This window comes from Roseateles sp. GW835-FHT13E02 (assembly GCF_058794035.1).
Genome location: NZ_JBXAGJ010000009.1, coordinates 188,831 through 211,745, shown reverse-complemented (window position 1 = coordinate 211,745; position 22,915 = coordinate 188,831). Strand labels below are relative to the sequence as shown.

General features: G+C 65.8%; 19 protein-coding genes. 11 read left to right on the top strand and 8 right to left on the bottom strand.

What is annotated here, in order from left to right:
* Positions 1-226: 226 nt before the first annotated feature.
* Positions 227-637 carry a response regulator transcription factor gene (locus AC1Q6P_RS11265; protein ID WP_271007311.1) on the bottom strand — a complete coding sequence of 137 codons (411 nt, stop codon included), beginning with the start codon at positions 635-637 and terminating at the stop codon, positions 227-229.
* A 168-nt stretch (positions 638-805) separates the two neighbouring features.
* Here AC1Q6P_RS11265 and gshA point away from each other — a divergent pair, with 168 nt between their 5' ends.
* A complete protein-coding gene (gshA, locus tag AC1Q6P_RS11260) occupies positions 806-2,101 on the top strand; it encodes a glutamate--cysteine ligase (RefSeq protein WP_492663999.1) in 1,296 nt (431 codons plus the stop codon).
* 21 nt (positions 2,102-2,122) lie between these two features.
* Here the strand turns inward: gshA and AC1Q6P_RS11255 are convergent, their stop codons facing one another.
* Complete coding sequence (locus tag AC1Q6P_RS11255) at positions 2,123-3,097, bottom strand: LysR family transcriptional regulator (RefSeq protein WP_492663998.1); 975 nt, start codon at positions 3,095-3,097, stop codon at positions 2,123-2,125.
* Between the two features lie 134 nt (positions 3,098-3,231).
* Here AC1Q6P_RS11255 and AC1Q6P_RS11250 point away from each other — a divergent pair, with 134 nt between their 5' ends.
* From AC1Q6P_RS11250 to AC1Q6P_RS11240, 3 genes are all read left to right on the top strand, one after another.
* The gene (locus tag AC1Q6P_RS11250) at positions 3,232-6,138 is read left to right on the top strand and encodes a TonB-dependent receptor plug domain-containing protein (protein WP_492663997.1); all 2,907 of its coding nucleotides are present in this window, start codon (positions 3,232-3,234) and stop codon (positions 6,136-6,138) included.
* A 112-nt stretch (positions 6,139-6,250) separates the two neighbouring features.
* Positions 6,251-8,401 (top strand): S9 family peptidase, encoded by a 2,151-nt coding sequence (locus AC1Q6P_RS11245; RefSeq protein ID WP_492663996.1) that lies wholly within the window; start codon positions 6,251-6,253, stop codon positions 8,399-8,401.
* 42 nt (positions 8,402-8,443) lie between these two features.
* Complete coding sequence (locus tag AC1Q6P_RS11240; RefSeq protein WP_102769273.1) at positions 8,444-10,327, top strand: potassium transporter Kup; 1,884 nt, start codon at positions 8,444-8,446, stop codon at positions 10,325-10,327.
* A 42-nt stretch (positions 10,328-10,369) separates the two neighbouring features.
* Here the strand turns inward: AC1Q6P_RS11240 and AC1Q6P_RS11235 are convergent, their stop codons facing one another.
* Positions 10,370-11,152, bottom strand: coding sequence for a class II glutamine amidotransferase (locus tag AC1Q6P_RS11235; RefSeq protein ID WP_171828633.1), 783 nt, complete (start codon positions 11,150-11,152; stop codon positions 10,370-10,372).
* Between the two features lie 73 nt (positions 11,153-11,225).
* Here AC1Q6P_RS11235 and AC1Q6P_RS11230 point away from each other — a divergent pair, with 73 nt between their 5' ends.
* Positions 11,226-12,401 (top strand): benzoate/H(+) symporter BenE family transporter, encoded by a 1,176-nt coding sequence (locus tag AC1Q6P_RS11230; RefSeq protein ID WP_492663995.1) that lies wholly within the window; start codon positions 11,226-11,228, stop codon positions 12,399-12,401.
* A 40-nt stretch (positions 12,402-12,441) separates the two neighbouring features.
* Positions 12,442-13,401 (top strand): glutathione synthase, encoded by a 960-nt coding sequence (gene gshB, locus AC1Q6P_RS11225; protein ID WP_492663994.1) that lies wholly within the window; start codon positions 12,442-12,444, stop codon positions 13,399-13,401.
* 89 nt (positions 13,402-13,490) lie between these two features.
* Here gshB and AC1Q6P_RS11220 read toward each other — a convergent pair whose 3' ends face one another.
* Entirely contained in the window at positions 13,491-14,114 is a 624-nt protein-coding gene (locus AC1Q6P_RS11220) for a PEP-CTERM sorting domain-containing protein (protein ID WP_492663993.1), read from the bottom strand.
* 296 nt (positions 14,115-14,410) lie between these two features.
* On the opposite strand from AC1Q6P_RS11220, the gene AC1Q6P_RS11215 reads away from it, so the two are divergent.
* Together AC1Q6P_RS11215 and fghA are read left to right on the top strand one after the other, a co-directional pair.
* Positions 14,411-15,517, top strand: a complete 1,107-nt coding sequence (locus AC1Q6P_RS11215) for an S-(hydroxymethyl)glutathione dehydrogenase/class III alcohol dehydrogenase (RefSeq protein ID WP_492664086.1) — start codon at positions 14,411-14,413, stop codon at positions 15,515-15,517.
* 2 nt (positions 15,518-15,519) lie between these two features.
* On the top strand, positions 15,520-16,380 hold the full coding sequence (gene fghA, locus AC1Q6P_RS11210; protein ID WP_492663992.1) for an S-formylglutathione hydrolase: 861 nt from the start codon (positions 15,520-15,522) through the stop codon (positions 16,378-16,380).
* 44 nt (positions 16,381-16,424) lie between these two features.
* On the opposite strand, the gene AC1Q6P_RS11205 is transcribed toward fghA, so the two are convergent.
* A complete protein-coding gene (locus AC1Q6P_RS11205) occupies positions 16,425-16,571 on the bottom strand; it encodes a hypothetical protein (RefSeq protein WP_492663991.1) in 147 nt (48 codons plus the stop codon).
* A 268-nt stretch (positions 16,572-16,839) separates the two neighbouring features.
* Between AC1Q6P_RS11205 and AC1Q6P_RS11200 the strand changes: the two genes are divergently transcribed.
* Positions 16,840-18,003, top strand: coding sequence for a GGDEF domain-containing protein (locus AC1Q6P_RS11200; protein ID WP_271007300.1), 1,164 nt, complete (start codon positions 16,840-16,842; stop codon positions 18,001-18,003).
* Between the two features lie 108 nt (positions 18,004-18,111).
* Here the strand turns inward: AC1Q6P_RS11200 and AC1Q6P_RS11195 are convergent, their stop codons facing one another.
* Positions 18,112-18,825, bottom strand: a complete 714-nt coding sequence (locus AC1Q6P_RS11195; RefSeq protein ID WP_171828638.1) for a choice-of-anchor J family PEP-CTERM protein — start codon at positions 18,823-18,825, stop codon at positions 18,112-18,114.
* Between the two features lie 259 nt (positions 18,826-19,084).
* Here AC1Q6P_RS11195 and AC1Q6P_RS11190 point away from each other — a divergent pair, with 259 nt between their 5' ends.
* Positions 19,085-20,962, top strand: a complete 1,878-nt coding sequence (locus tag AC1Q6P_RS11190; protein WP_492663990.1) for an ATP-binding cassette domain-containing protein — start codon at positions 19,085-19,087, stop codon at positions 20,960-20,962.
* Positions 20,959-21,369 (top strand): hypothetical protein, encoded by a 411-nt coding sequence (locus tag AC1Q6P_RS11185; protein ID WP_171828640.1) that lies wholly within the window; start codon positions 20,959-20,961, stop codon positions 21,367-21,369. Before AC1Q6P_RS11190 ends, AC1Q6P_RS11185 begins: the two co-directional genes overlap by 4 nt.
* Positions 21,370-21,398: 29 nt before the next feature.
* Here AC1Q6P_RS11185 and AC1Q6P_RS11180 read toward each other — a convergent pair whose 3' ends face one another.
* Together AC1Q6P_RS11180 and AC1Q6P_RS11175 are read right to left on the bottom strand one after the other, a co-directional pair.
* Complete coding sequence (locus AC1Q6P_RS11180; protein WP_492663989.1) at positions 21,399-22,184, bottom strand: fumarylacetoacetate hydrolase family protein; 786 nt, start codon at positions 22,182-22,184, stop codon at positions 21,399-21,401.
* Positions 22,181-22,819 carry a response regulator gene (locus AC1Q6P_RS11175; protein WP_492663988.1) on the bottom strand — a complete coding sequence of 213 codons (639 nt, stop codon included), beginning with the start codon at positions 22,817-22,819 and terminating at the stop codon, positions 22,181-22,183. The genes AC1Q6P_RS11180 and AC1Q6P_RS11175 overlap by 4 nt, the downstream gene beginning before the upstream one ends.
* Between the last annotated feature and the right edge of the window lie 96 nt (positions 22,820-22,915).

Below are 22,915 nucleotides of genomic sequence, written 5' to 3'. Positions count from 1 at the left end.
TCTGACTTGGCGCTTCTGTCTGAACGAAGCGAACGCAGGGAGCGAAGTGAGTTATGCGCCAGCCCCGAGGTGCGAGCCGCGCAGGGAAGTCGGCCCGGCAGGGCCGACCCCGGAACCATGAGCCCGGTGGCGGCACGGGCTGCAGGGCCTCACGAGCAAAACCAAAGACAACTTCGTGCCGAATCCGGTCCTGCGTCCGACCTGAGCGCTGCTGAAGCCCGTGACCTCATGGCCCCGAATCGGGCGGGGCGCTTTGCTGTTGGCGCTTCTTGATCAGCACCTCGGTCAGTTCCAGCAGCTTGGCGGGGCTGAAGGGTTTGGCGAGGAAGAAGTTGGCACCGGCTTCGAGGGCGCGAGTCTTGGTGGCTTGGCCGGCGTCGGCGGTGAGCATGACGATCAAGGCCTGGGCGAGCTTGGGGTCGGCGCGCATCTGGCGGCAGACCTCCACCCCATCGATACCACCGGGCATCATCACATCGAGGTAGACCAGGTCCGGCTGCATGGTGCGGGCCAGGTCCAGGGCCAGGCTGCCATTGGGCGCTTCGTAGAGCTGGTGGCCAGTGTCTTCCAGGGCCCAGCGGATCAGTCGGCGGATGTCGGCTTGGTCCTCGACGATCAGAATCTTGGCTTTCTTCATCGCGCGGGCGGAATCCTCGGCTGTGTCACCGACAAGCATATCGCCTGCCGGAAACTTTTCCCGTGCAGGACTTGGCATTGGCGCCACTGTCCCCACATGCTCCCTCCTAGAATCGAAACGCTCGCCCCTGAACCGCCGCATTTCCGGCCCGACCCGAGACCCTCGCACATGGTTCCCCACCTCACCACCGCGCTGACCGGCCCCATCAACGAGTTGGAGCAGCGCATCCTGGAATCCATGCCCGCCATCGAGCGCTGGTTCCGCCTGGAATGGATGGAGCACACACCGCCGTTTTACACCTCGGTGGATTTGCGCAACGCCGGCTTCAAGCTGGCACCGGTGGACACCAACCTGTTCCCCGGGGGCTTCAACAACCTGACGGCAGACATGCTGCCGCTGTCGGTGCAGGCCGCCATGGCCGCGATCGAGAAGATCTGCCCTGAGGCCAAGAACCTCTTGCTGATCCCCGAGAACCACACCCGCAACACCTTCTATCTGAGCAATGTCGCCACGCTCAAACGCATCTTCACGCAAGCCGGCTTGAACGTGCGCCTGGGCACGCTGGACCCGGATGTGACTGAGCCGACCGCGCTGAACCTGGCCGATGGCTCCAGCTTGACGGTGGAGCCCCTGGTGCGCAACCGCGGGCGCCTGGGCCTCAAGGATTTCGATCCCTGCACCATCTTGCTCAACAACGATCTGTCCGCCGGCGTGCCGCGCGTGCTGGAGCATCTGCATGAGCAGTATCTGCTGCCGCCCCTGCATGCGGGTTGGGCGTTGCGCCGCAAGAGCCAGCACTTCAAGGCCTATGAAGAAGTGGCCAAGAAGTTCAGCAAGCTGCTGGGCATGGACCCCTGGTTGATTCATCCGATGTCGGTGCCGGTCGAAGGCGTGGACTTCAGCGAAGGCCAGGGCCTGGAAGCCCTGCAAGCGCAGGTCGACCTGGTGCTCAGCAAGACGCGCAAGAAGTACAAGGAATACGGCATCAACGAGAAGCCCTTTGCGGTGATCAAGCCCGATGCCGGCACCTACGGCATGGGCGTGATGACGGTGCGCGATGCCAAGGAACTGGTTGACCTGAACCGCCGCAGCCGCAACAAGATGAGTGTCATCAAGGACGGCCAGGAAGTGCACCAGGTGCTGGTGCAAGAGGGCGTGGTCACGCACGAGCGCGTCAACGACGCGGTGGCCGAGCCGGTGGTCTACATGATGGACCGCTACGTGGTGGGCGGTTTCTACCGCATCCATGCCGACCGCGGCGCCGACGAAAACCTCAACGCGCCGGGCTCCAGCTTTGTGCCCCTGGCCTTCGCTCAGAGCTCGCAGCTGCCGCGCCCGGGCGAGAAGCCCGGCGCCAGCGCGCCGAACCGCTTCTACATGTACGGCGTGATCGCCCGCCTGGCCATGCTGGCGGCGAGCTATGAACTGGAAGTCACCGACCCCGAAGCCGAGGTGTACGCCTAATCATCACGGCTGAGCGCAGGCTCAAGTCAGCTTCTGGCTGGCCTCCAGCATCAGCTGCTTGAACCGCTCCACCACCTCGCTCTGCGGCTCGCGCAGATGCCAGAGGGTCAGGTCGGCCAGACCCAGATCAGCCTCCAGGGGCAGGATCTTGGCGATGCCATTCTGCGCCGCCAGCTTGGCCACATGCTGGGGCAGCAGGGCCAGGATGGGCATGCGCTTGAGCAGGCTCAGGGTCAGCATGACATCGCCGGTTTCCACCAGATTGGTGGGCAGGGTTTGGCCCATGTCATGCCAGAGCCGATCCTGCAGGCTGCGCGAGCGGGTGCCGGGCAGGGGCCAGATCCAAGCCTGCTGATTGAGTGTGTCCCAGCCCAGCTTGTGGCTGGTCTTGGCCAGTGGGTGCACGGTGCTGATGGCCGCCACCTCGGGCTGGGCGATCAGGCACAGGGGCTCCAGATCGGGCGGCGCCTCATGCGGGCGGATGCGCGCCACCACGAGATCGAGCCGGCCTTCACGCAGCTCGTTGATCAGTCCGGTCAGGGCATGGGTGCGCACGCTCAGGGTGATGTGGGGGAACTCCAGCTTCATCGCTGCCATCGCGTCCGGCAGCACCTGGGGCAGGGCGGCATTGGTGGCGCCGATCAGCAATTCACCCGAGGCACCGCGCACGATGGAGGCAATGTCGCCGCCGCCTCGATGCAGGTCGGCATCAAGTTTTTTGGCCAGCTGGATCAGCCGTTCGCCCAGTGCTGTGGCGCGCAAGCTGCGTCCGCGACGCACGAACAGGGTTTGTCCTAGGCCTTGCTCGATTTCGCTCAGCGCCTTGCTGACCGCGGGTTGGGTGACATGCAGGGCATCGGCCGCTGCGCCCAGGCTTCCCGCCTCAGAAAGCGCTTGCAGCACCCGCAAATGACGCAGGCTCAGGCGCTTGCGAACAAAGCTGTCAGCGGCTTCGGGGGCGATGGGCTGGGCCTTGGGCGCGCTGGAGATAACCATTTTTTCACTTTAACAAACCTTTACTCATGTCGATTTTGTGACGCGCTTCTATGGTTGGCGTGAGCCCTGACGCCAGGCCGCCAAAGCCTGGTGCCAAGCCACCCATCCCATCAAAAAACCGTTGGAGAGTCTTCGTGCAACAGCAGCGTCATCACCTCATTGCCCTGGCCGTTTTCAGTTTGGCCGCGTCCGTTCAAGCCCAAAGCTCTGGCACAACAAGCGCGCCTGTGGCCTCGACTGAAAAGCTGGAGCGCATTGAAGTGACGGGCTCGTCGATCAAGCGGGTTGACAAAGAAACCGCTTCGCCAGTTCAAATCCTGAGTGCTGAAGACATTGCGCGATCGGGCGCCTCCAGCGTCGCCGACCTGATGCGTTTGCTGCCTGCCGTGACAGGTGGCGGCCAGGTGGATTCGACGTCCACCAGTTTTTCTGAAGGCGTGGCGACTGTCTCCATGCGCGGCTTGGGTTCCGCGTCGACGCTGACCTTGATCAACGGCCGCCGCATGGCTGCCACGGCAACCGCCAATCCCAACGCCGGGCAGTCGACGCTTTACAACCTGAACAGCATCCCCTTGGCCGCGATCGAGCGGGTTGAGGTGCTCAAGGATGGCGCCTCGGCTGTCTATGGCTCGGATGCCATCGCCGGCGTGGTCAATTTCATCCTGAAGAAGGAGTACCAGGGCCTGGAAGGCAAGCTGAGCACTTCGGGTGCCACGTCCGGAGGGTTCACGTCCTCCACCGCCAGCTTGTTTGGTGGTTTTGGGGATCTGGTGCAGCAGCGATTCAACGTGATGGTTGGGCTGGACCTGTCCCGCCGCGGTGAAACCCCTGTCAGCCGTTTGGATGGCATTTCGTACGAGGAGTGGCAACTCGCTTCGACCTCGGCCACCACAGGCTTGCCGGGGGACATCTATCGTCCGGACAGCGCCATCACATTCGCCCCCAACTTCTGGCGGGAAACCGGGGTCGGGACCGGCGCATACAACACCACGACTCCTCTCGTGCCCAAGTCTTGCCCGGCCCCTTCTCAGCTCAGCACCACGATTCTGGCCAACGGGGCGCCAGCCTGCGCCATGGACACCAGCATCTACGAGCGCTTCACTGATCCGTCCAAGAGCGCCAAGCTGTTTGCTCGTGGCAACTTCTGGATTTCCGAGGACCTCAGCGCTTCGGTCGAAGCCGCTTTCTCTCGGATCGAGAACTCATACGTCAGCTCATCGGGTTTCGCCACCTTGGGTTCGGGCCTGAGCGAATGGTTCGATCCCAAGGGCAACCGCCGTACCTTCCGCCATGTGATGGCGGCCAATCACCCGGACAACCCTTTGTTCCAGGCTGATCCGAACAACAAGCTGCGCGTGCTAACCAGTGCGCGGCTGGGCGACATTCCGCGCGACAGCCGCGTGAATCAAGACGATGTGCGTTTGGTGCTGGACCTCAGTGGCAGCCACTTCGGCTGGGATTGGAACGGCGGAGGCCTGTACAACAAGTCCAAGCGGGAGGAGGTGGAAACCGGCATGATCCATTCGCTGAAGGCTCAGGCTGCTTTGGACAAGTACCGCTTTGGCGGACAAAACAGCCCGGAGCTACTGGCTCAGATCAGCCCGACATCGACCAACACCGGCGAGACCAAGGTTTCGATCCTGAACTTCAAGGGCAGCCGTGAGATCGGGCGCCTGGCTGGTGGCATGGCAGGCCTGGCCTTGGGTCTGGAACATCGTCGCGAGAGCATTTCCATGATCCCCGATGCCGACCTGGATGCCGGCAACTTTGTCGGCCGGGGCGGCTCCAAGGCGAATGGTTCCCGTCAGGTCTCGTCGGCCTTTGCCGAGGTTGTGGCCCCGGTTCTTCAGTCTCTGTCCTTGGAAGCGGCCGTACGTGTCGACAAGTACAGCGACTTTGGCAACTCGACGACACCGAAGCTCGGTTTCAAGTGGACGCCCATGAAGACCTTCGCCGTCCGCGGTACGGCGGCTTCGGGTTTTCGTGCGCCCAGCTTGAGTCAGATGTCCGAGTCTTCGGTCACGAGCTTCCAGTCCATCGGAACCTGGCGTGACGCGTTGCGCTGCCCGCTGGGCACTGATGGCCTGCCTGCCAAGATTCCTGGCGCTACCGGCTATGACTCCCAACTGGCAAATGAATGCAATCGCAATGCGAGCAGCGGCAACTCGCGCACGATTGCGGCCTTCATTGTGGCCAACCCGGCGCTCCGCCCTGAAACCTCCCGCAGCTACACGCTCGGCTTGGTGTTCGCTCCGTTTGATTCGCTCAACGGCACCTTTGATGTGTACCAGATCACTCGCAAGAACGAGGTGGATCGCCTGAGTTCCAGCGATGTGCTGCAGCGACTGTATGAAAACGGTGATCTCAGCTACGCCAACGATGTGATCCGCAGCGCCGATCCAACGACGGCCTTGAAAGATGCGCAGGGCAAGGTCATTCCCGGAACCGAGCGCATTGCCCTCGTCAAGCGCAAGTACCTGAATCTGGGTCAAACCCAGGTGCGAGGCGCCGATCTTGAGTTGACGCATCGAGCCACGTTTGAGAACGGCGGGCGCTTGAATTCGAGCTTGTTCCTGGGCTATGTGCACAGCTATCGTTTCCAGCGGGACAAGGGTCTGCCGATGGTCGACATCAACGATTCCATGGCTGATGATCTGCCGAAGTACAAGGCGCGCGTCAACGCCAGCTACAAGCTGGACAAAGTGACGGTCACGGCCGCTGTGAACTACCTCCACAGCATGGGTCTGCCGCGCTACAACACCCTGACGGGCGTGCGTGACACCTGCAACCCAAGCTACGCAGCAAGTGCCAATCAGATGGCAGCCCTGGGTGGTGATTGCCGTGTCGCTTCCTTGACGACGCTGGACCTGGGCATGGGCGTGCAGCTGACGAAGGGCTTGAACGTGCGGGCCACGGTGCTCAATGTGTTCGACAAGAAGGCGCCTTACTCGCCCACCTTTGACCTGTATGGTTGGGACAAAGGTCAGCACAGCGCTGCGGGGCAGAGCCTTTCTCTGAGCGCGAGCTACAGCTTCAAGTAAACCGACCTTCGATCGACCTGTCGATCAGTCCCGAACGCGGCTGTGGCCGCGTCGGTTTCAGGGGCGCTGCGCAGGCAGCCGCCCCTTTTTTTGTTGTTGAGGGTCTTGAACCATGGGGCTGCATTTCAAAACCCGGTCTTGTTTCGCCGCTTTGCTGTGGCTGGCCTTGGGCTGTCTGGCCCCGGCCGCGGCCCGACCCTTGTTGCCGCCGCCCGGCCTGCAGACCGATGGGCTGCCAGCCTTGGAGCGGGTGCAGGCAGCGACCCGCGCCGAGGCGCCGGTGCAGCGCTTTCTCGGCTGGCATCCGCAGCGGCGCGAGATGCTGGTGCTGGCCAGCGCCGGCGGCAGCCAGCAGCTGCACCGCCTGGCCGAGCCCGGCGCGCGCCCGCAGCCGCTGACCGGCGGCCGCGAGCGGGTGGACAGCGCGCAGTGGGAGCCGCAGCGCGGCGAGTACCTGGTGTTCAGCCGTGACCGCGGGGGTGATGAGGCCTTCCGGCTCTACCGCCTGCAGCCCACCGATGCCAGGCGGGACGCACTCGCCGAGCCTCTGGCGCTGACGCCAGACGGCGCGCGCGTCAGCGCTTTTCAGTTCCTGCCGCAAGGGCAGGGCTTGGTCTATGTGCTGGACCAGCTCGATGGCCGCCGCAGCCCGGCGACGAGAGCGAGTGTGGACGCCGAAGGCGATGAGGAGGCGGATTCGGCCGCGTCGCCATCGGCGCAGCCCAGCGGCACCCGCAGTGCCCGCAGCCAGCTGTTTTGGATGGACCCGCTGCGGCCCGAGAGCGCGCGCCTGCTCGGCGACAGCGTCGGTGGCCGCTACACCGATTTGCGCGTCAGCGCCGCTGGCACGGTGGTGGCCCTGCACACCCGCCATGGGCGCAGCCAGACCCTGCGCTTCGATCTGGAAGCCGCCGTCCCGCCCGGCGGCCAGGCCCTGGGCGCCCCTGGCGGCGCCGAGCTGCGCGAGGACGATGTGCTCTTGCAGCGCCAGGCCTTGGGTGGCGACTTTCGCCAGCTGGTGCTGCTGCGCTTGAACAGCGGCCAGCGCCAGGCGGTGAAGCTGCCCGCCTTGGCCGGCGATCTGGAAGCCCTGGCCGTGCCGCCGCCGGGCAGCGCCATGCCTCTGGCCCTGGTGCACAACGAGGGGGGCGTGTCGGTGCTGCGCCTGGCGCGGCCGGGCAGCGAGCCGCCGCTGCAGCGGGTGGCGGCCGAGCTGCCGGCCGGCGTGATCCAGGGCCCGCAGTGGCACCCGCGCCTGCCCTTGCTGGCTTTCAACCACAACTCGGCGAGCAGCCCGGGGCGCATCCTCAGCTGGTCGCCGGAGGACGCCGGCCTGCAAGCCTGGTCGGGCCGCGAGGCCGAACCAGAGGCCGGGGTGTGGTTGCCCGAATACGCCCCGCTGCGCTGGCAGAGCTTTGACGGCCTGGAAATCAGTGGCCTGCATGTCGCACCGCCGCCTCAATTCAAAGGCCTGCGGCCGGTGCTGATCAGCATCCACGGCGGGCCCAGCGCGCAAGCCCGGCCCACGCACCTGTCGGGCAGCCTGCGCTACCTAGTCGAGACCCTGGGCATGCACCTGATCCTGCCCAATGTGAGGGGCTCCGAGGGCTTTGGCCAGCGCTTTCTCAAGCTCGACAACGGCCGCCAGCGCGAGGACGCGGTGCGTGACATCAGCGCCTTGCTGGACCTGATCGCCGCCCGGCCCGAGATGGATGCGCGGCGCGTCATCGTCTCGGGCGGCAGCTATGGCGGCTATATGTCGCTGGCGGTGGCCACGCGCGAGTCGGCCCGCATTGCCGGCAGCATCTGCCGCGTCGGCATCGCCAACTTCGTCTCTTTTCTCGAGAACACCCAGAGCTACCGGCGCGACAACCGCCGCGCCGAGTACGGCGACGAGCGCGACCCGGATATGCGCGCTTTTCTGCAGCGCATCTCGCCCTTGAGCCGAGCGGCGGCGGTGCGCAAGCCGCTGTTCATCATCCATGGCCGCAACGATCCGCGCGTGCCCTACGGCGAGGCCACGCAGATGGTGGCGGCGGTGCGGGCGGCCGGCACCCCGGTCTGGTTCCTCACGGCCGAGGACGAGGGCCACAGCTTCAGCCGGGCCGAGAACCGCGACTTTCTGTTCAGCGCCACCGTGGCCTTTGTGCAGCAGGCGCTGGCGGCGGTGCCGCCTGATGCCGAGCCGGATGCCCAGTCTGTGGCAGCCGATGCCGATGTTTCATCAGCTTTGACGCAGCGCAGCAAAGCAGGCGCAAAATAGCGCTTTTGGCTCGCCAGCGCCGCACGCGCGCTGCAACAACACGTGAGTTCTTCCAACACGGCCCGCTCGCCCTCCGCCTTGGCCGGCCTGACCCTCGGTGCTCTGGGGGTCGTCTACGGCGATATCGGCACCAGCCCGCTCTACGCGCTCAAAGAAGTCTTCCACGGCGGCCATGTGGCCACCACGCACGACAACATCCTCGGCGTGCTCTCGCTGCTGTTCTGGACGATGACCATCATCGTCTCGCTCAAATACGTGCTGCTGATCCTGCGCGCCGACAACAACGGTGAAGGCGGCCTGATCGCCATGCTGGCCCTGGCCACCAATGCGGTGAACAGCAGCCCGCGCCTGCGACGGGTGCTGATGCTGGTGGGCTTGTTCGGCACCGCCATCTTCTACGGCGATGCTGTGATCACACCGGCCATGACGGTGTTGGGCGCGGTGGAGGGTATCGATGTCTACGCGCCGCAGCTGCATGACGCCATCCTGCCCATGACCTTGCTGGTCTTGGCGGGCTTGTTCGCCGTACAGCGATTTGGCACCGGGGGCATTGGCAAGGCCTTCGGGCCGGTGATGCTGCTCTGGTTCGCCGCGCTGGCGCTGCTGGGCTTGCCCCATGTGATCGCCAACCCACATGTGCTGGTGGCGGTCAACCCGGCCTATGCGGTGGCCTTTTGCCTCGAGTACAAATGGGTGGCTTTCGTGGCCCTGGGCGCCGTGGTGCTGGTGGTGACGGGCGGTGAGGCGCTGTATGCCGACCTGGGCCATTTCGGCAAGAAGCCCATCCGCATCGCCTGGTACGGCATCGTCATGCCCTCGCTGGTGATCAACTACTTCGGCCAGGGCGCCATGCTGCTGGTTGAGCCCGAGGCCGTGAAGAACCCCTTCTTCAACCTGGCTCCGGCCTGGGCCGAGATACCGCTCTTCATCCTGGCCACCTGTGCTGCGGTGGTGGCGTCTCAAGCCTTGATCACGGCCGCCTTTTCGGTCACCAAGCAGGCGGTGCAGCTGGGCATCCTGCCGCGCATGCGCATCCTGCACACCTCCGTGCGTGACACCGGCCAGATCTACGTGCCCTTCGTCAACTGGGGCCTGTTCGTCTTCATCGTGCTGGCGGTGGTGCTGTTCGGTTCGTCCAGCAAGCTGGCTGGTGCCTACGGCATCGCGGTGACCATCGACATGACCATCACCACGGTCATGACCTTCTTCGTCATCCGCTACGGCTGGAAGTACCCGCTGCCGCTGTGCCTGCTGGCCACCGGTTTCTTCTTCATCATCGATGTGATCTTCCTCGGCTCCAACCTGCTCAAGCTGTTCGCCGGTGGCTGGTTCCCGCTGATGATTGGCATCGGCATGTTCACCCTGATGCTGACCTGGAAGCAGGGCCGACGCCTGCTCAGCAGCAAGCTGCGTGAGGACGCGATCGACCTCAAGAGCTTCCTGGAGGCGGTGTTCCTCAGCCCGCCGCAGCGTGTCGAAGGCACGGCGGTGTTCCTGTCCGCCGAGGCCGGTGTGACGCCCAACGCCTTGCTGCACAACCTCAAGCACAACAAGGTCCTGCATGCGCAGAATCTGTTCGTCACGGTCAAGCACCACGAAGTGCCCTGGGTGGGCTTCGACAAGCGGGTCCATGTGGAGCCGCTGGGCAATGCCTGCTGGGCCGTCAGCCTTCATTTCGGCTTCAAGAACGAGCCTGACGTGCCCTATGCGCTGAAGATGCTGGAGCAGAACGGCGTGCATCTCGACGAGATGGAAACCAGCTACTTCCTCTCGCGCGACATCGTCATCCCGACGATTGGCAGCGGCATGGCGCTGTGGCGCGAAAAACTGTTCGCCAGCATGCACCGCAACGCGGCCGCCGCGGCCGACTTCCTGCACCTGCCGACCAACCGCATCGTCGAGCTGGGTTCCAAGGTCGAGATCTGATCGCAGTGCCGGCCCGTGCGGGCCGGCTCGGGGCAGCACCCCTCAGCCCAGCGCCAGCCGGCTGAAACCCTCGCGCCCCAGGCGCAGCACCATGCCCTGGGGAATCAGCTCCCAGCCTTGCTGCTCGTCGGCCAGGGGCTCGGAGGCCACGACCAGGCCGCGCCCACCCTCAGCCTCGCTCGCTTCGCGCATATAAAGCGTGGGCGCGCGCTTGTCGCTGGAGAAGCGGAAGGCGTGCACCTGCTCGCCATCGGCCAGGGCGGCGGCAAAACGCAGGGGCTCGTGGATGTGCAGCACCTGCATCATGGCCAGGGTTTCGTTGAGCACCTGGTTGACCGCATCGGGTACCGATTCGCCCATCTCCACGCGGGCCATGATGAGCAGAAACAGCAGCTCCGAGTCGGTGGCGCCCTTGCGCTGGGCGTAGAGGTGGTCGGGCAGGCGCGCTTCCATGGCGCGGCGGATCTGGCCGTAGCCGCCGATCTGGCCGTTGTGCATGAAGAGGTAAGGCCCGTAGTGAAACGGGTGGCAGTTCTGCCGCGCGATGCCGGTGCCGGTGGCGGCCCGCACATGGGCAAAAAACAGGTGGGAGCGCACATTGGCGCACAGGGCCAGCAGGTTCTCGTCCGACCAGGCCGGCATCACCTCGCGGTAGACGCCCGGGGTCTGGCGCTCGCCATACCAGCCGATGCCGAAGCCGTCGCCATTGGTCACGGCCTTGGCCTGATCGGCGCGCAAGGACTGTCGCACCAGGGAGTGCTGGGGCTTGCACACCAGCTCGTCGAGAAAGATCGTGTCACCGAGGTAGGCAAGAAAACGGCACATGGCGGCAGTGGCGTCAAAGTCCGGTCTTGAGCTTGCCACAACAAGGGCGTGGGCAGCCCGCTATGCTGCGGGCATGCAGACAAAAAACGACTGGTTCCGGGATCTTTCCCTGTCCACGGCGGTGGCCGGTTTTGTGGCCGTGTTGGTGGGCTTCACCAGCTCGGTGGCCATCGTCTTCCAGGCCGCGCAAGCGCTCGGCGCGACCCCGGCCCAGACCAGCTCCTGGATGTGGGCCCTGGGCCTGGGCATGGGGCTGACCAGCCTGGGCCTATCCTGGTGGTCGCGTCAACCGATCCTGACCGCCTGGTCCACGCCCGGAGCGGCATTGTTGGCCGCCACATCGGGCCTGAGCATGCCGGAGGCGGTGGGCGCGTTCCTGTTCTGCCCCGCGCTGATCCTGCTCTTCGGCCTGACCGGCTGGATCGAGCGCCTGATGGACCGCATCCCCCTGGCCGTGGCTGCGGCCTTGCTGGCGGGTGTGCTGGCTCGCTTCGGGCTCGATGCGGTGCTGACGGTCAAGAGCGCGCCCGAGCTGGTGCTGGTCATGGCCGCGGCCTATCTGCTGGGCCGGCGTTTCTGGGCCCGTTACGCCGTGCCGGGCGTGCTGCTGGCCGGCGTGGCCGTGGCGGCGCTGCAAGGGCGCTTGCACCTCGATGCCGTCGAATGGGCCTGGGCCGCGCCGGTCTGGACCGCGCCAAAGTTCAGTCTTGCCGCCCTGGTGGGGGTGGGCCTGCCGTTGTTCCTGGTGACCATGGCCTCGCAGAATCTGCCCGGCGTGGCGGCGCAGCGCGCGGCAGGCTACCGCACGCCGGTTTCGGCCAGCATTGCGGCCACCGGCGCAGCCAGCCTGCTGCTGGCGCCGTTTGGCGGCTATGCGCTCAATCTGGCCGCCATCACCGCCGCCATCTGCATGGGCCGCGAGGCCCATGAAGACCCGGCCCGGCGCTACACCGCGGCCATGGCGGCCGGCCTGTTCTACATCGCCCTGGGCCTGGCGGGCGGCGCCGTCGTCGGGCTGCTGGTGGCCTTTCCGCGTGAGCTGGTGGCGGCCGTGGCCGGCCTGGCCTTGCTGGGCACGATTGCCGGCGGCCTGCACAGCGCCCTGGCTGAGCCTGAGCATCGCGATGCGGCCATGCTGACCTTTCTCGTCACGCTCTCGGGCCTGAGCCTGCTGGGCATTGGCGCGGCCTTCTGGGGTGTGGTGGCCGGCTCTGCCGCTCTCGCAGTGCAGAAGCTGCGCAAGACCTGACCCCGATTTTTTTTTGACCCTTTTGTGTGAGTGCATCCCCATGAAACTGCTGTTCGTTGCCGATCCCTTGGAGTCCTTCAAGATCCACAAGGACACGACTTTTGTGATGATGCGCGAGGCCTTGCGTCGTGGCCACCAGATCTGGGCCTGCGAGCCGCAGGATCTGGTCTGGCGCAGCGGCGGCCGCGTGGTGGCGCGCCAGGCGCGCGCGATTGCGCTGACCGGCCAGACCTCGCCCTGGTTTGAGGTGCTGGCCACCCAGGAGCTGGTGCTGGCCGAGACCGACGCCATCGTCATGCGCAAGGACCCGCCGTTCGACAGCGAGTTCTTCTACGCCACCCATCTGCTGGGCCAGGCCGAGCGCGAGGGCGCGCGTGTCTTCAACAAGCCGGCCGCGCTGCGCGACCATCCCGAGAAGCTGGCGCTGATGGAGTTTCCGCAGTTCTGCCCGACCACCTTGGTCACGCGCAGCGAGGCGGCCATCCGCGCCTTTCATGCCGAGCAGGGCGACATCATCCTCAAGCCGCTGGACGGCATGGGCGGCATGGGCATCTTCCGCGTCGGTGCCGATGGCCTCAACCTGGGTGCCATCATCGAGACTCTGAACAAGGACGGCGCCGAGACCGTCATGGTTCAGCGTTATCTGCCCGCCATCAAGGACGGCGACAAGCGTGTGCTGGTGATCGGCGGCAAGGTCGTGCCCTTCTGCCTGGCGCGCATTCCGCAGGGTGGCGAGGTGCGCGGCAATCTGGCGGCGGGCGGCAAGGGTGTGGCCCAGCCCATCAGCGCGCGCGACCGGGAGATCGCCGAGGCCGTCGGCCCGCTGCTGGCAGCACGCGGCCTGCTGCTGGTGGGCCTGGATGTCATCGGTGAGCACCTGACCGAAGTCAATGTCACCAGCCCGACCTGCTTCCAGGAAATCTTCGACCAGACCGGCTTTGACGTGGCCGCCATGTTCATCGACGCGCTGGAGAGCGCGCTGGCAGCGCCTGCGGGATGACGCCGCCCAAAAACAAAAGCACCGTGCAGCCTGGGCTGACGGTGCTCGTGGCAGGCGAGTGAAGCAAGGCGGCCTCAAGCCGCCTGCGTTCAAGCGCGCTTGCTGTTGCGGCGGCTGTAGGCCAGGCCGCCCAGGGCCAGCAGGGTCAGGGCTAGGGAGGCGGGCTCGGGGACGTTGCTGGTCTTCAGGTTGTCGAAGTAGACGCTCTTGGACGAGATCCAGCTGGCGTTGAGCAGATTGCGCTCATTCAGCTGGAAGGTCTGGAAGCCGGTCCGGCGGTCCAGCTGGACGGTTTTCTTGGCGTGGCTGCCGTCGGCGTAGCTGAAGCTGAAGTCGATCGAATAGTCGCTGAACACCGAGCTTGGCAGGTTCAGGTATTCATCCAGATCGATGCTTTCGAAGTTGAAGCTGTGGCCGTCTTCGCGGGCCAGGGTGGTGGTGCTGGCGTTGAAGACGTTGTAGGCGAACACATTGCGCTTGTTGCCACGGCCCGATGCGTCGCTCATCAGGCAGGTCTCCAGGGGCTTGCGGCCGGACTTGATGTTGGCGCAGTCATTGCTGACCGTGAAACCCTCTTCGGTCACGGACTTGACGGCCTTGCGCAAGGTGTTGGCGCTGAAGTCGCTGAAATCGACGGTGGTGACTGGCGCAGCCAAGCTGGCGGCGCTGCTCAGGCTAAGCAGGGCACTGAGGGCGAGAAGACGAAAGTTCATGGGGATCCCTGGTATTCAGGTGGTATTGGTGCAACGCCGCGAATCCTAGGGATGGCATGCCGAACGGGCCATCGTGTAGCTGCGGGGGGTGTGTTGAAATCCGTGATCCAGTTCACGAAGTCCAGGGGCGATCCCCCGTGAATTGGTGAGCTGTCCGGAGGCCCCGGGTCCGGATTTGCACATGCAGCAAAACGCCAACCGGCGTTCGCCAGCAGACCCGGTGCCGCGCGTTTATGCTGCGGCAGCCGTACCGCCCCAGTTGCCCTCCCCCCGCTTTTTTCAGGAGCCCCCACATGATCAAAACCCGTGCCGCTGTTGCCTGGAAAGCCGGCGCCCCTCTGAGCATCGAAGAGGTGCAGCTGGACGGCCCGCGGGCCGGTGAAGTGTTGGTCGAAATCAAGGCCACCGGCATTTGCCATACCGATTACTACACGCTCTCGGGTGCCGATCCGGAGGGCATCTTCCCGGCCATCCTGGGCCATGAGGGCGCCGGCGTGGTGCTGGAAGTGGGCGAGGGCGTCACCTGGCTCAAGCCAGGTGACCATGTGATCCCGCTCTACACGCCGGAATGTCGCCAGTGCAAGTTCTGCCTTTCGCGCAAGACCAACCTCTGCCAGGCCATCCGCAGCACCCAGGGCAAGGGCCTAATGCCCGATGGCAGCGCCCGCTTTTCGATCGACGGTCAGCCCATCTTCCACTACATGGGCACTTCGACCTTCTCCAACCACATCGTCGTGCCCGGCATCGCCCTGGCCAAAATCCGCGAGGACGCGCCTTTTGACAAGGTTTGCTACATCGGCTGCGGCGTCACTACCGGTGTGGGCGCCGTGCTGTTCACCGCCAAGGTGGAGGCGGGCGCCAATGTGGTGGTGTTCGGCCTCGGCGGCATCGGCCTGAATGTGATCCAGGGCGCCAAGATGGTGGGCGCCGACAAGATCATCGGGGTCGACATCAATCCGGGCCGTGAAGCCATGGCGCGCCAGTTCGGCATGACCCACTTCATCAACCCCAAGGAGGTCGGCAACGTGGTCGACCACATCGTGCAGCTGACCGATGGCGGCGCCGACTACTCCTTCGAGTGCATCGGCAACACCCAGGTCATGCGCGACGCGCTCGAGTGCACGCACAAGGGCTGGGGCCGCTCCATCATCATCGGCGTGGCCGAGGCCGGCGCCGAGATCAGCACCCGGCCCTTCCAGCTGGTGACCGGCCGCAAATGGGAAGGCAGCGCCTTCGGCGGCGCCCGCGGCCGCACCGACGTGCCCAAGATCGTCGACTGGTACATGGACGGCAAGCTCAATATCGACTCGCTGATCACACACAAGCTCAAGCTGGAGCAGATCAACGAAGGCTTCGACCTGATGAAGCGTGGCGAGTCGATCCGCGCCGTGGTGGAGTTCTGAGCATGGCCGAGCTGCAAGCGCTGGAGCTGCTCAGCGAGCATGGCTGTTTCGGCGGGCGTCAGCGCTTTTACCGCCATGCCTCGGCCGAGATCGGCCTGCCCATGCGCTTTGCGCTCTTCCTGCCGCCCGAGCCGAAGGCGCTGCTGGTGTTTCTGGCCGGCCTGACCTGCACCGAAGAAACCTTCACCATGAAGGCCGGCGCCCAGCGCCTCGCCGCCGAGCTGGGCCTGGCCCTGCTGATGCCCGACACCAGCCCGCGCGGCGCGCAGCTGCTGGACGAGGCCAAGGATTGGGACTTCGGGGTCGGCGCGGGCTTCTACCTCGATGCCAAGCAGCAGCCCTGGGCGCGCCACTGGCGCATGGAGAGCTATTTGATGCACGAATTGCTGCCGGGTGTGCAGCGCGAGTTCGGCCTGGCGGCCGAGCGCACCGGCATCTTTGGCCACTCCATGGGCGGCCACGGTGCTCTGGTGCTGGCGCAGCGCCATCCCGGCGCGTTCCGTTCGCTCTCGGCCTTTGCGCCGATTGCCGCGCCCATGCAGTGCCCCTGGGGGCAGAAGGCGTTTCAGGGCTATCTTGGCGGCGATGCGGCTGATTGGGCGGCCCATGACGCGACGGCCTTGATGCTGATGCATGCCAAATCACGGCGGCCGCAGTTCCCGGGCGGCATCCTGATCGACCAGGGTCTGGCGGATCGTTTCCTGGCCGAACAGCTGCACCCCGAGGCCTTCGAAGCGGCCTGTGCCGTGGCCGGGCAAGCCCTGACCCTGCGCCGCCATGCCGGCTACGACCATGGCTATTACTTCCTCGCCAGCTTCGTGGACGATCACCTGCACCACCACGCCAAGCAGCTCTGTGCCTGAGGGGGGGCGCCGCATGCCGAGCCCGGCGCGGGCTCGCTGCGGGCTCAGGTTTTTTTGCGTCCCGGCTCGGCGCGCTGAGGGGCCGGGGGCACCAGGGCCGCTATGGTGCCTGCGTCGCTGGGCTTGGCCGGTGCATGGGACGCCTGCTTGGGCTTCTTGGCTTCTTTGTTGCCGCGCTGACTTTTGGTCATGGGGTGTGCTCGCTGAAAGGGGTTGAAGCAACCCCGGGGTGAATCGAGGCCTCAGCATGCGCGGCCGCCTGGCGCTGCGGCGGTGCGCTGGCGCACGCAAGCGGCGGGTTCGTGAAACCGGGCGCGCATTTCCTGCGATGCCGCTGGCGCCGCCCGGCTACCATGCGCATTTCCGCCCAGCGGTTTTCTCGCGGGCGGGCGGGCCCGCCAAGGCCTCTCCCGTCTGCCCCTCCTTCGCTCCCTCGTACTGCCTGCGCCATCGCCCGCTGTGGACCTTCGCACCCTGTTCCTGGCTCAAACAGCCTTGCTGGTCACCATCGCCGTGATGTTGTGGCTAGCGCGCGGCGTGGCCGACGAGGCCAATGGTCTGCGTTGCTGGACCTGGGGCATTGCTGCCGAAGGGCTGGCCTACTCTCTGCTGGCGGGTGCGGGCCATTTGCCGACATGGCTGTCGGGCGGCGTGGCCAATGCCCTGGGGGCGCTCAGTGTGGCCTTGCTGTTCGTGGCCATCCGGCAGTTTCTCGGCCTGCGCTGGCGCTGGCCGCCTTTGTTCTTGATGGGCCTGGCCGTCACCGTGGTCGGCACGGCCTTTGGCGGCCGCTATGTCGGCGCCACCATCTTCAACGGCTTTGTCTACGGCTTGCTGCAGTTGCTCAATGCCCATGTGCTGTGGCGTCACCGGCACAGCGCTGCGCCGGCTGCTGCTGCGGCGCCCGATGGCTTGTCCCGCGTGCAAAGCCTGGTGGCCCTGGCCCATCTTGCCATGGGCTTGGTGCTGCCGGCGCGCGCGCTGTTTTTGGCCCTCGGTGCGGCGAGGCCGGACTACCTCGATCTGCACACGGGCTGGCAGCAGCCACTGTTCGCATTCAGCTTTGTCTACCTGGTGGTTTGTTGCCTGGGCTTTTTGCTGATGTGCAAGATGCGCGCTGAGCAAGAGGTGCGTGAACTGGCATTGACCGATGGTCTGACCGGTTTGGCGAACCGCCGTGCCCTCGACGAGGACATGGCCCAAGCCCTGTCCGGCGCGGCGCAGTCCGGGCGATCGTTCGCCGTGTTGATGATCGACATCGACCACTTCAAGGCCTTCAACGACCAGCATGGCCATCGTGCTGGCGATGCCGCCCTGCGCCAGTTTGCCGCGCGCCTGCGCATGCAGCTGCCGGCCCAGGGGCGCGCCTACCGCTATGGCGGCGAAGAGTTCACCGTGATGCTGGCGGCCGCCGATGCCACGCAAGCCCTGGCGCAGGCCGAAGCCTTGCGCGCGGTGCTGGCCACCGACCTAGCTTCGCCCGAACCCGGCGTGCGCAGCGCCAGCATCGGCGTGGCGCTGTGGCAGCCCGGCGATCATGCCGACCGCCTGTTTGGCCGCGCCGACCGTGCGCTCTACCGCGCCAAGGCCGGCGGGCGCAATCGCGTCGAGCTGCAGGCCTGAGCGCCGGCGCGCATATCAGCGCCCGCAATGAAAACGCCCCGCAGAGCGGGGCGTTGCTGTGAGGCTGGCTCAGCCAGGGTCCCGGCCGAGAGGAAACCAACCGACCGATCAGCGGTCTTGCATTTGCTTGCGGCGGCGCAGGCCGATGGCGCCCAGGCCCAGGGCCATCAGGGCGTAGGTGCTGGGTTCCGGCACGGCGGCGGTGATGCTGACGCTGTCGATGCCGATGTAGTCGGAGTTGTCACCTGCAGGGCCGCCCGAGTTCACGGTGTAGCGGAAGGCGATGGCGCCGTTGGTGGCACCGCTCAGGCCGCTGATGGTGGCGCTGTACTGGGTCCACTCACCGGGGTAGCCGCCTTGCTCCAGATTGGGGTTGATGCTCAGCAGCAGGGTGCTGAAGCTGCCAACGCTGGTGGCGGTGTTGCCGACATCGGTGCCGCCGACATTGCTGAAGCGAACTTCCAGGCGATCGGGGTAGAGCGAATCGGTGACGCTGCGGCTCCAGAAGGTCAGGGTGTCGCCGTTGTTGAAGCTCAGGGTCGGGGTGATCAGCCAGTTGCTGATTTCGCCGGCGCCGGCCGTGTTGTTGAAGTTGGCGCCGATGTAGGAATTGGCCGCGCCCGATTGCGAAGTGAAGACGGTGGCATTGCCCTGGAACCAGTTGGTGGTGCCGATGGGGGCGCTGTTGTTCTTTTGGGTCCAGCCGGCGGGCAGGACGGTGTCGAAGCCTTCGGTCAGGTCGGCAGCCGCGGCATTGCCTGCAGCCAGGGCAGCGATCACGGCCGGCACCAGCGCGCGGGCAAAGATGGAACGTGCGGACATTGGGGTTCTCCTCAAAAGCGTTGGCAAGAGGCCGCGCGGCGAGCGCTCGGCGAAGTCTTCGGCGATCCTGCATGTCTTCAAAACCGTGCAGGACTGCACGTGTTCTCCTTGTACCCGCCCGCTTGAAATGACAAACCCATGAAATCCCTGGGGGACCCACCGGATCAAGGGGAGGGGAAACCAGCAGCTGCGCTGCGCCCGCCACACGCCGGCTGTCCCGTTTCGGGGCCGGCCTCGTCCATCGGGGACAATGCGCGCCATGGCAGTCCTATCCATCTCCAATGCCCATCTCGCGTTCGGCCATGTGCCGCTGCTGGATGGTGCTTCTTTCTCGCTCGAAATGGGTGAGCGCGTCGGCCTCATTGGCCGCAATGGCACCGGCAAATCGTCCCTGCTCAAAGTGCTGGCTCAAATCGAGAAACTCGATGACGGGCTGCTGCAACTGCAGCAAGGCCTGACCAGCGTCTATGTGCCGCAGGAACCACTGTTGCGGCCCGAAGCCACCATTTTTGACGTGGTCAGCGAAGGCGTGGCCGAGGCCAAGGCTTTGCGCGAGCGCTACGAAATCCACGACCCCAATGACGATCTCGAGTGGATCGGCGAGCGCATCGAGCACATCGGCGGCTGGACCTGGGAGCAGCGCGTGGATGAAACCTTGCAGCGCCTGGGCCTGGATGGCTCGCGTGTGGTGGGTTCGCTCTCCGGAGGTTTGAAAAAGCGTGTGGCCCTGGGCCGCGCCCTGGTCGCCCAGCCCGATGTGCTGCTGCTGGACGAACCCACCAACCACCTGGACCTGGATGCCATCACCTGGCTCGAAGGTCTGCTCAACGATTTCAAGGGCTCGCTGCTGCTGATCACCCACGACCGGGCCTTTCTGGACAATGTGGCCAATCGCATCGTCGAGCTGGACCGTGGCCAGCTGCGCGGCTACCCGGGCAATTTCGCGGCCTTCACCGCCGCCAAAGCCTACGAGCTGGAGAACGAGGCCCTGTTCAACGCCCGCTTCGACAAGCTGCTGGCGCAGGAAGAGGTCTGGATCCGCAAGGGCGTGGAAGCCCGCCGCACCCGCAGCGTGGCCCGCATCCAGCGCCTGGAGGCCATGCGCCTGGCCCACGCCGCGCGCCGCGATGTGCAGGGCAAGGCCAAGCTGGACATCGACACCGGCGCGGCCAGCGGCAAGATCGTGGCCGAGCTGGAGAACGTCAGCAAGAGCTATGGCGACCGCGTCATCGTGCGCGACTTCACCGCCACCATCCTGCGCGGCGACAAGGTCGGACTGGTCGGCTCCAACGGCGCCGGCAAGACCACGCTGCTGAAGATGATCCTCGGTGAGCTGGCGCCCGACAGCGGCGAGGTGCGCCAGGGCTCCCGCCTGACGGTGGCCTATTTCGACCAGATGCGCGACACGCTGAACCTCGACGCCACCTTGGCCGACACCATCAGCCCCGGCAGCGAGTGGATCGAGATCGGCACGCAGAAAAAGCATGTAAAGAGCTATCTGGGCGACTTCTTGTTCTCGCCCGCGCGCGCCAATTCGCCGGTCAAGAGCCTCTCCGGCGGCGAGCGCAACCGCTTGCTGCTGGCCCGCCTGTTTGCCCGCCCGGCCAATGTGCTGGTGCTGGACGAGCCGACCAACGACCTCGACATCGAAACCCTTGAGCTGCTCGAAGAGCTGCTGGCCGATTACGACGGCACGGTCTTCCTGGTCAGCCATGACCGCCGCTTCCTCGACAACGTGGTCACCTCGACCATCGTCAACGAAGGTGATGGTCGCTGGCGCGAGTACGAGGGCGGCGTGCAGGACTGGCTGATCCAGTCCAAGCGCGCAGCGGCCCTGGCCGCCAAGTCGGCACCCGCAGCTGCTCCGGCCCCCGTGCCGGTCGCCGCGCCAGCGCCCGCAGCTGTGGTGGCCCACAAGAAAAAGCTCAGCTACAAGGAGCAGCGCGAGCTGGACGAGCTGCCCGCCAAGGTGGCGGCGCTGGAAGCCGAGCAGAAGCAGCTGCACGCGCTGCTGGGCGGCACCGAGCTCTACAGCCAGGGTGCGGCCCGCATCGCCGAAGTGACCGACCGCGCCGCGCAGATCGACGACGAGCTGCTGGGTCTGATGGAGCGCTGGGAAGTGCTGGAAGCGAAATGACGGCGCTGGCGGACCCGGACCGCGCGCAGGCCTTGGGCCAGGAATGGCAGGCCTTGTTCCGCGCGCACGAGTGCTACGAGTTCGGTGCCTTGGCGCTGAAGCTCTCCGCCCTGGTCTTGTGCGGCCTGGCCTGGGGTGCGAGCTGGCTTTGGGTGCTGCTGCCGCTGCTGTGGCTTCAGGAGGGCGTGCTCAAGACCTTCCAATCGCGCTTGTCCGATCGCCTGCTGCGCGTCGAGCGCCTGCTGCGTGAGCCCGCCCCGACAGCTGCGGCGTTTCAGCTGCACAGCGAGTGGCTGAAGCAGCGGCCGGGCAGCGTGGCGCTGATGCTGGAGTACCTGAAGTCGGCCTTGCGCCCGACCGTGGCCCTGCCGTATCCGGTCTTGCTGCTGGTCCTGGCCTTTGTTTGAGGGCTTGAGGGCTCGGGCGTCGCGCTGCTTCAGAGCTGAACCTGCACCTCGCCCAGGCCCTCGAAGCGGACCCACAGCCGGTCGCCCGCCGCCAGATCGGGCATCACCAGCCAGGCGCCGGTGGTGACCACCGAGCCGGCAGGCACGACCTGACCCTCGCGGGTGGCATGGCGCAGCCATTGCGGCAGCAGCCAGAAGGGATCGCCCAGGGAATGGCTGCCTCGGGTGCGCTGCGGCGCCTCGTCGTTGCGCTGGATTTCGCAGACCTGCTGGGCCCAGTCACGCCCGGCTTGCGGCGGCAACCAGTCGCCCAGCACCAGGGCGCCATGCGAGAGTGCATCGACCTGGCGCAGCCAGGCCGGCGCGGCCTGTGCTTGCAGCCAACGTGAGCTGACCAGCTCGGCCGAGACGGTCATGCCGTCCACCAGGGCCGCGGCCTGCGGGCCGTCCAGCGTGGCAGCCCGTGCGGCATCGACATCCTGGCCCAGGCGCAGGGCGATTTCGGCCTCGATGCCGGGGCGGTTCAAGCGCAAATCGTGCAGGGTGGCCGGGCTGCGGCGCACGCCGCGTGGGGGCAGGGCGGCATGGCCCAATGCCGCTGTGCGCGAGGGGCCGCCGCTCTTCCATGCTTGGGGCTCATGGGCCTGATTGCAGCCCAGGCGGCGCGCCAGATCTTGCTGGGCGCAATCGATCAGCGCGGAGTCTGGGGGATCGATCGGCCAGGCGCCGGCATCCAGCAAGGGCCCGCCCCACCAGGCGGCAGCCAAAGCGGCCGGGAGTTCATCGCGGACACGCGCCCTGTCTTCGGAGTTCACAGGCGCTGCAGCTTGTGGGCCGGAATCAGCTCGGTCTTGTTCTTGAGCTGCACGACCAACTCACCGCTGCGCACCACGACGTACTGCACGGTATCGGACTGGCCCTCGTACTTGACCTTGTCGCCCGCGCGCAGCTGCGGCGGCAAGGGCGGAAGCACGATCTTGGGTGGCAGATGGCCGGGACCTTGTTGTGCCTTCATCACGGCATTCAGTCGCTGCGCCAGCTCCGGGCGTTCCTGAGCCAGTTGCTCCAGCGAACGGCGCATGGTGGTCTTGAGGTCATCGGCGGTGAAGGGCTTGCGCAGCAGAAAGCGCGAGCCGGCTGCCGCGGCCTCGGCCTCATGCGCCGGCGTGATCTCGAAGCTCAGCAGGGCGAGGCGGCAACCGGGGTTGACTGTTTTCAGTCGTTGGAAGAGCGCGATGCCGCTCAGATCGGCCTTGGGGAACCAGTCGGTGATAAGGAAATCGGGCTTGAATTCCAGGCCAATCGTCAAGGCCGAGGCGGTGTCGCCAGCATTGCGGATGGAATGGGAGGGAAAGCCAAAGCCTTCCAGCAGTTGGCGGGCAAAGGTCTGAACACCCGTCAGGGCATCGACGACCAGAAAACGGAGCTCGTTGTTCGCGGGGGCACTCATGACCAGGAAACGGGGAAGGACGGCTGCACGAAACGGTGAATTCCCCGTGGAAGGGGGCCGAAAAGGGCGATGTTAGCCCCGTGGCGCGTTGTTTTC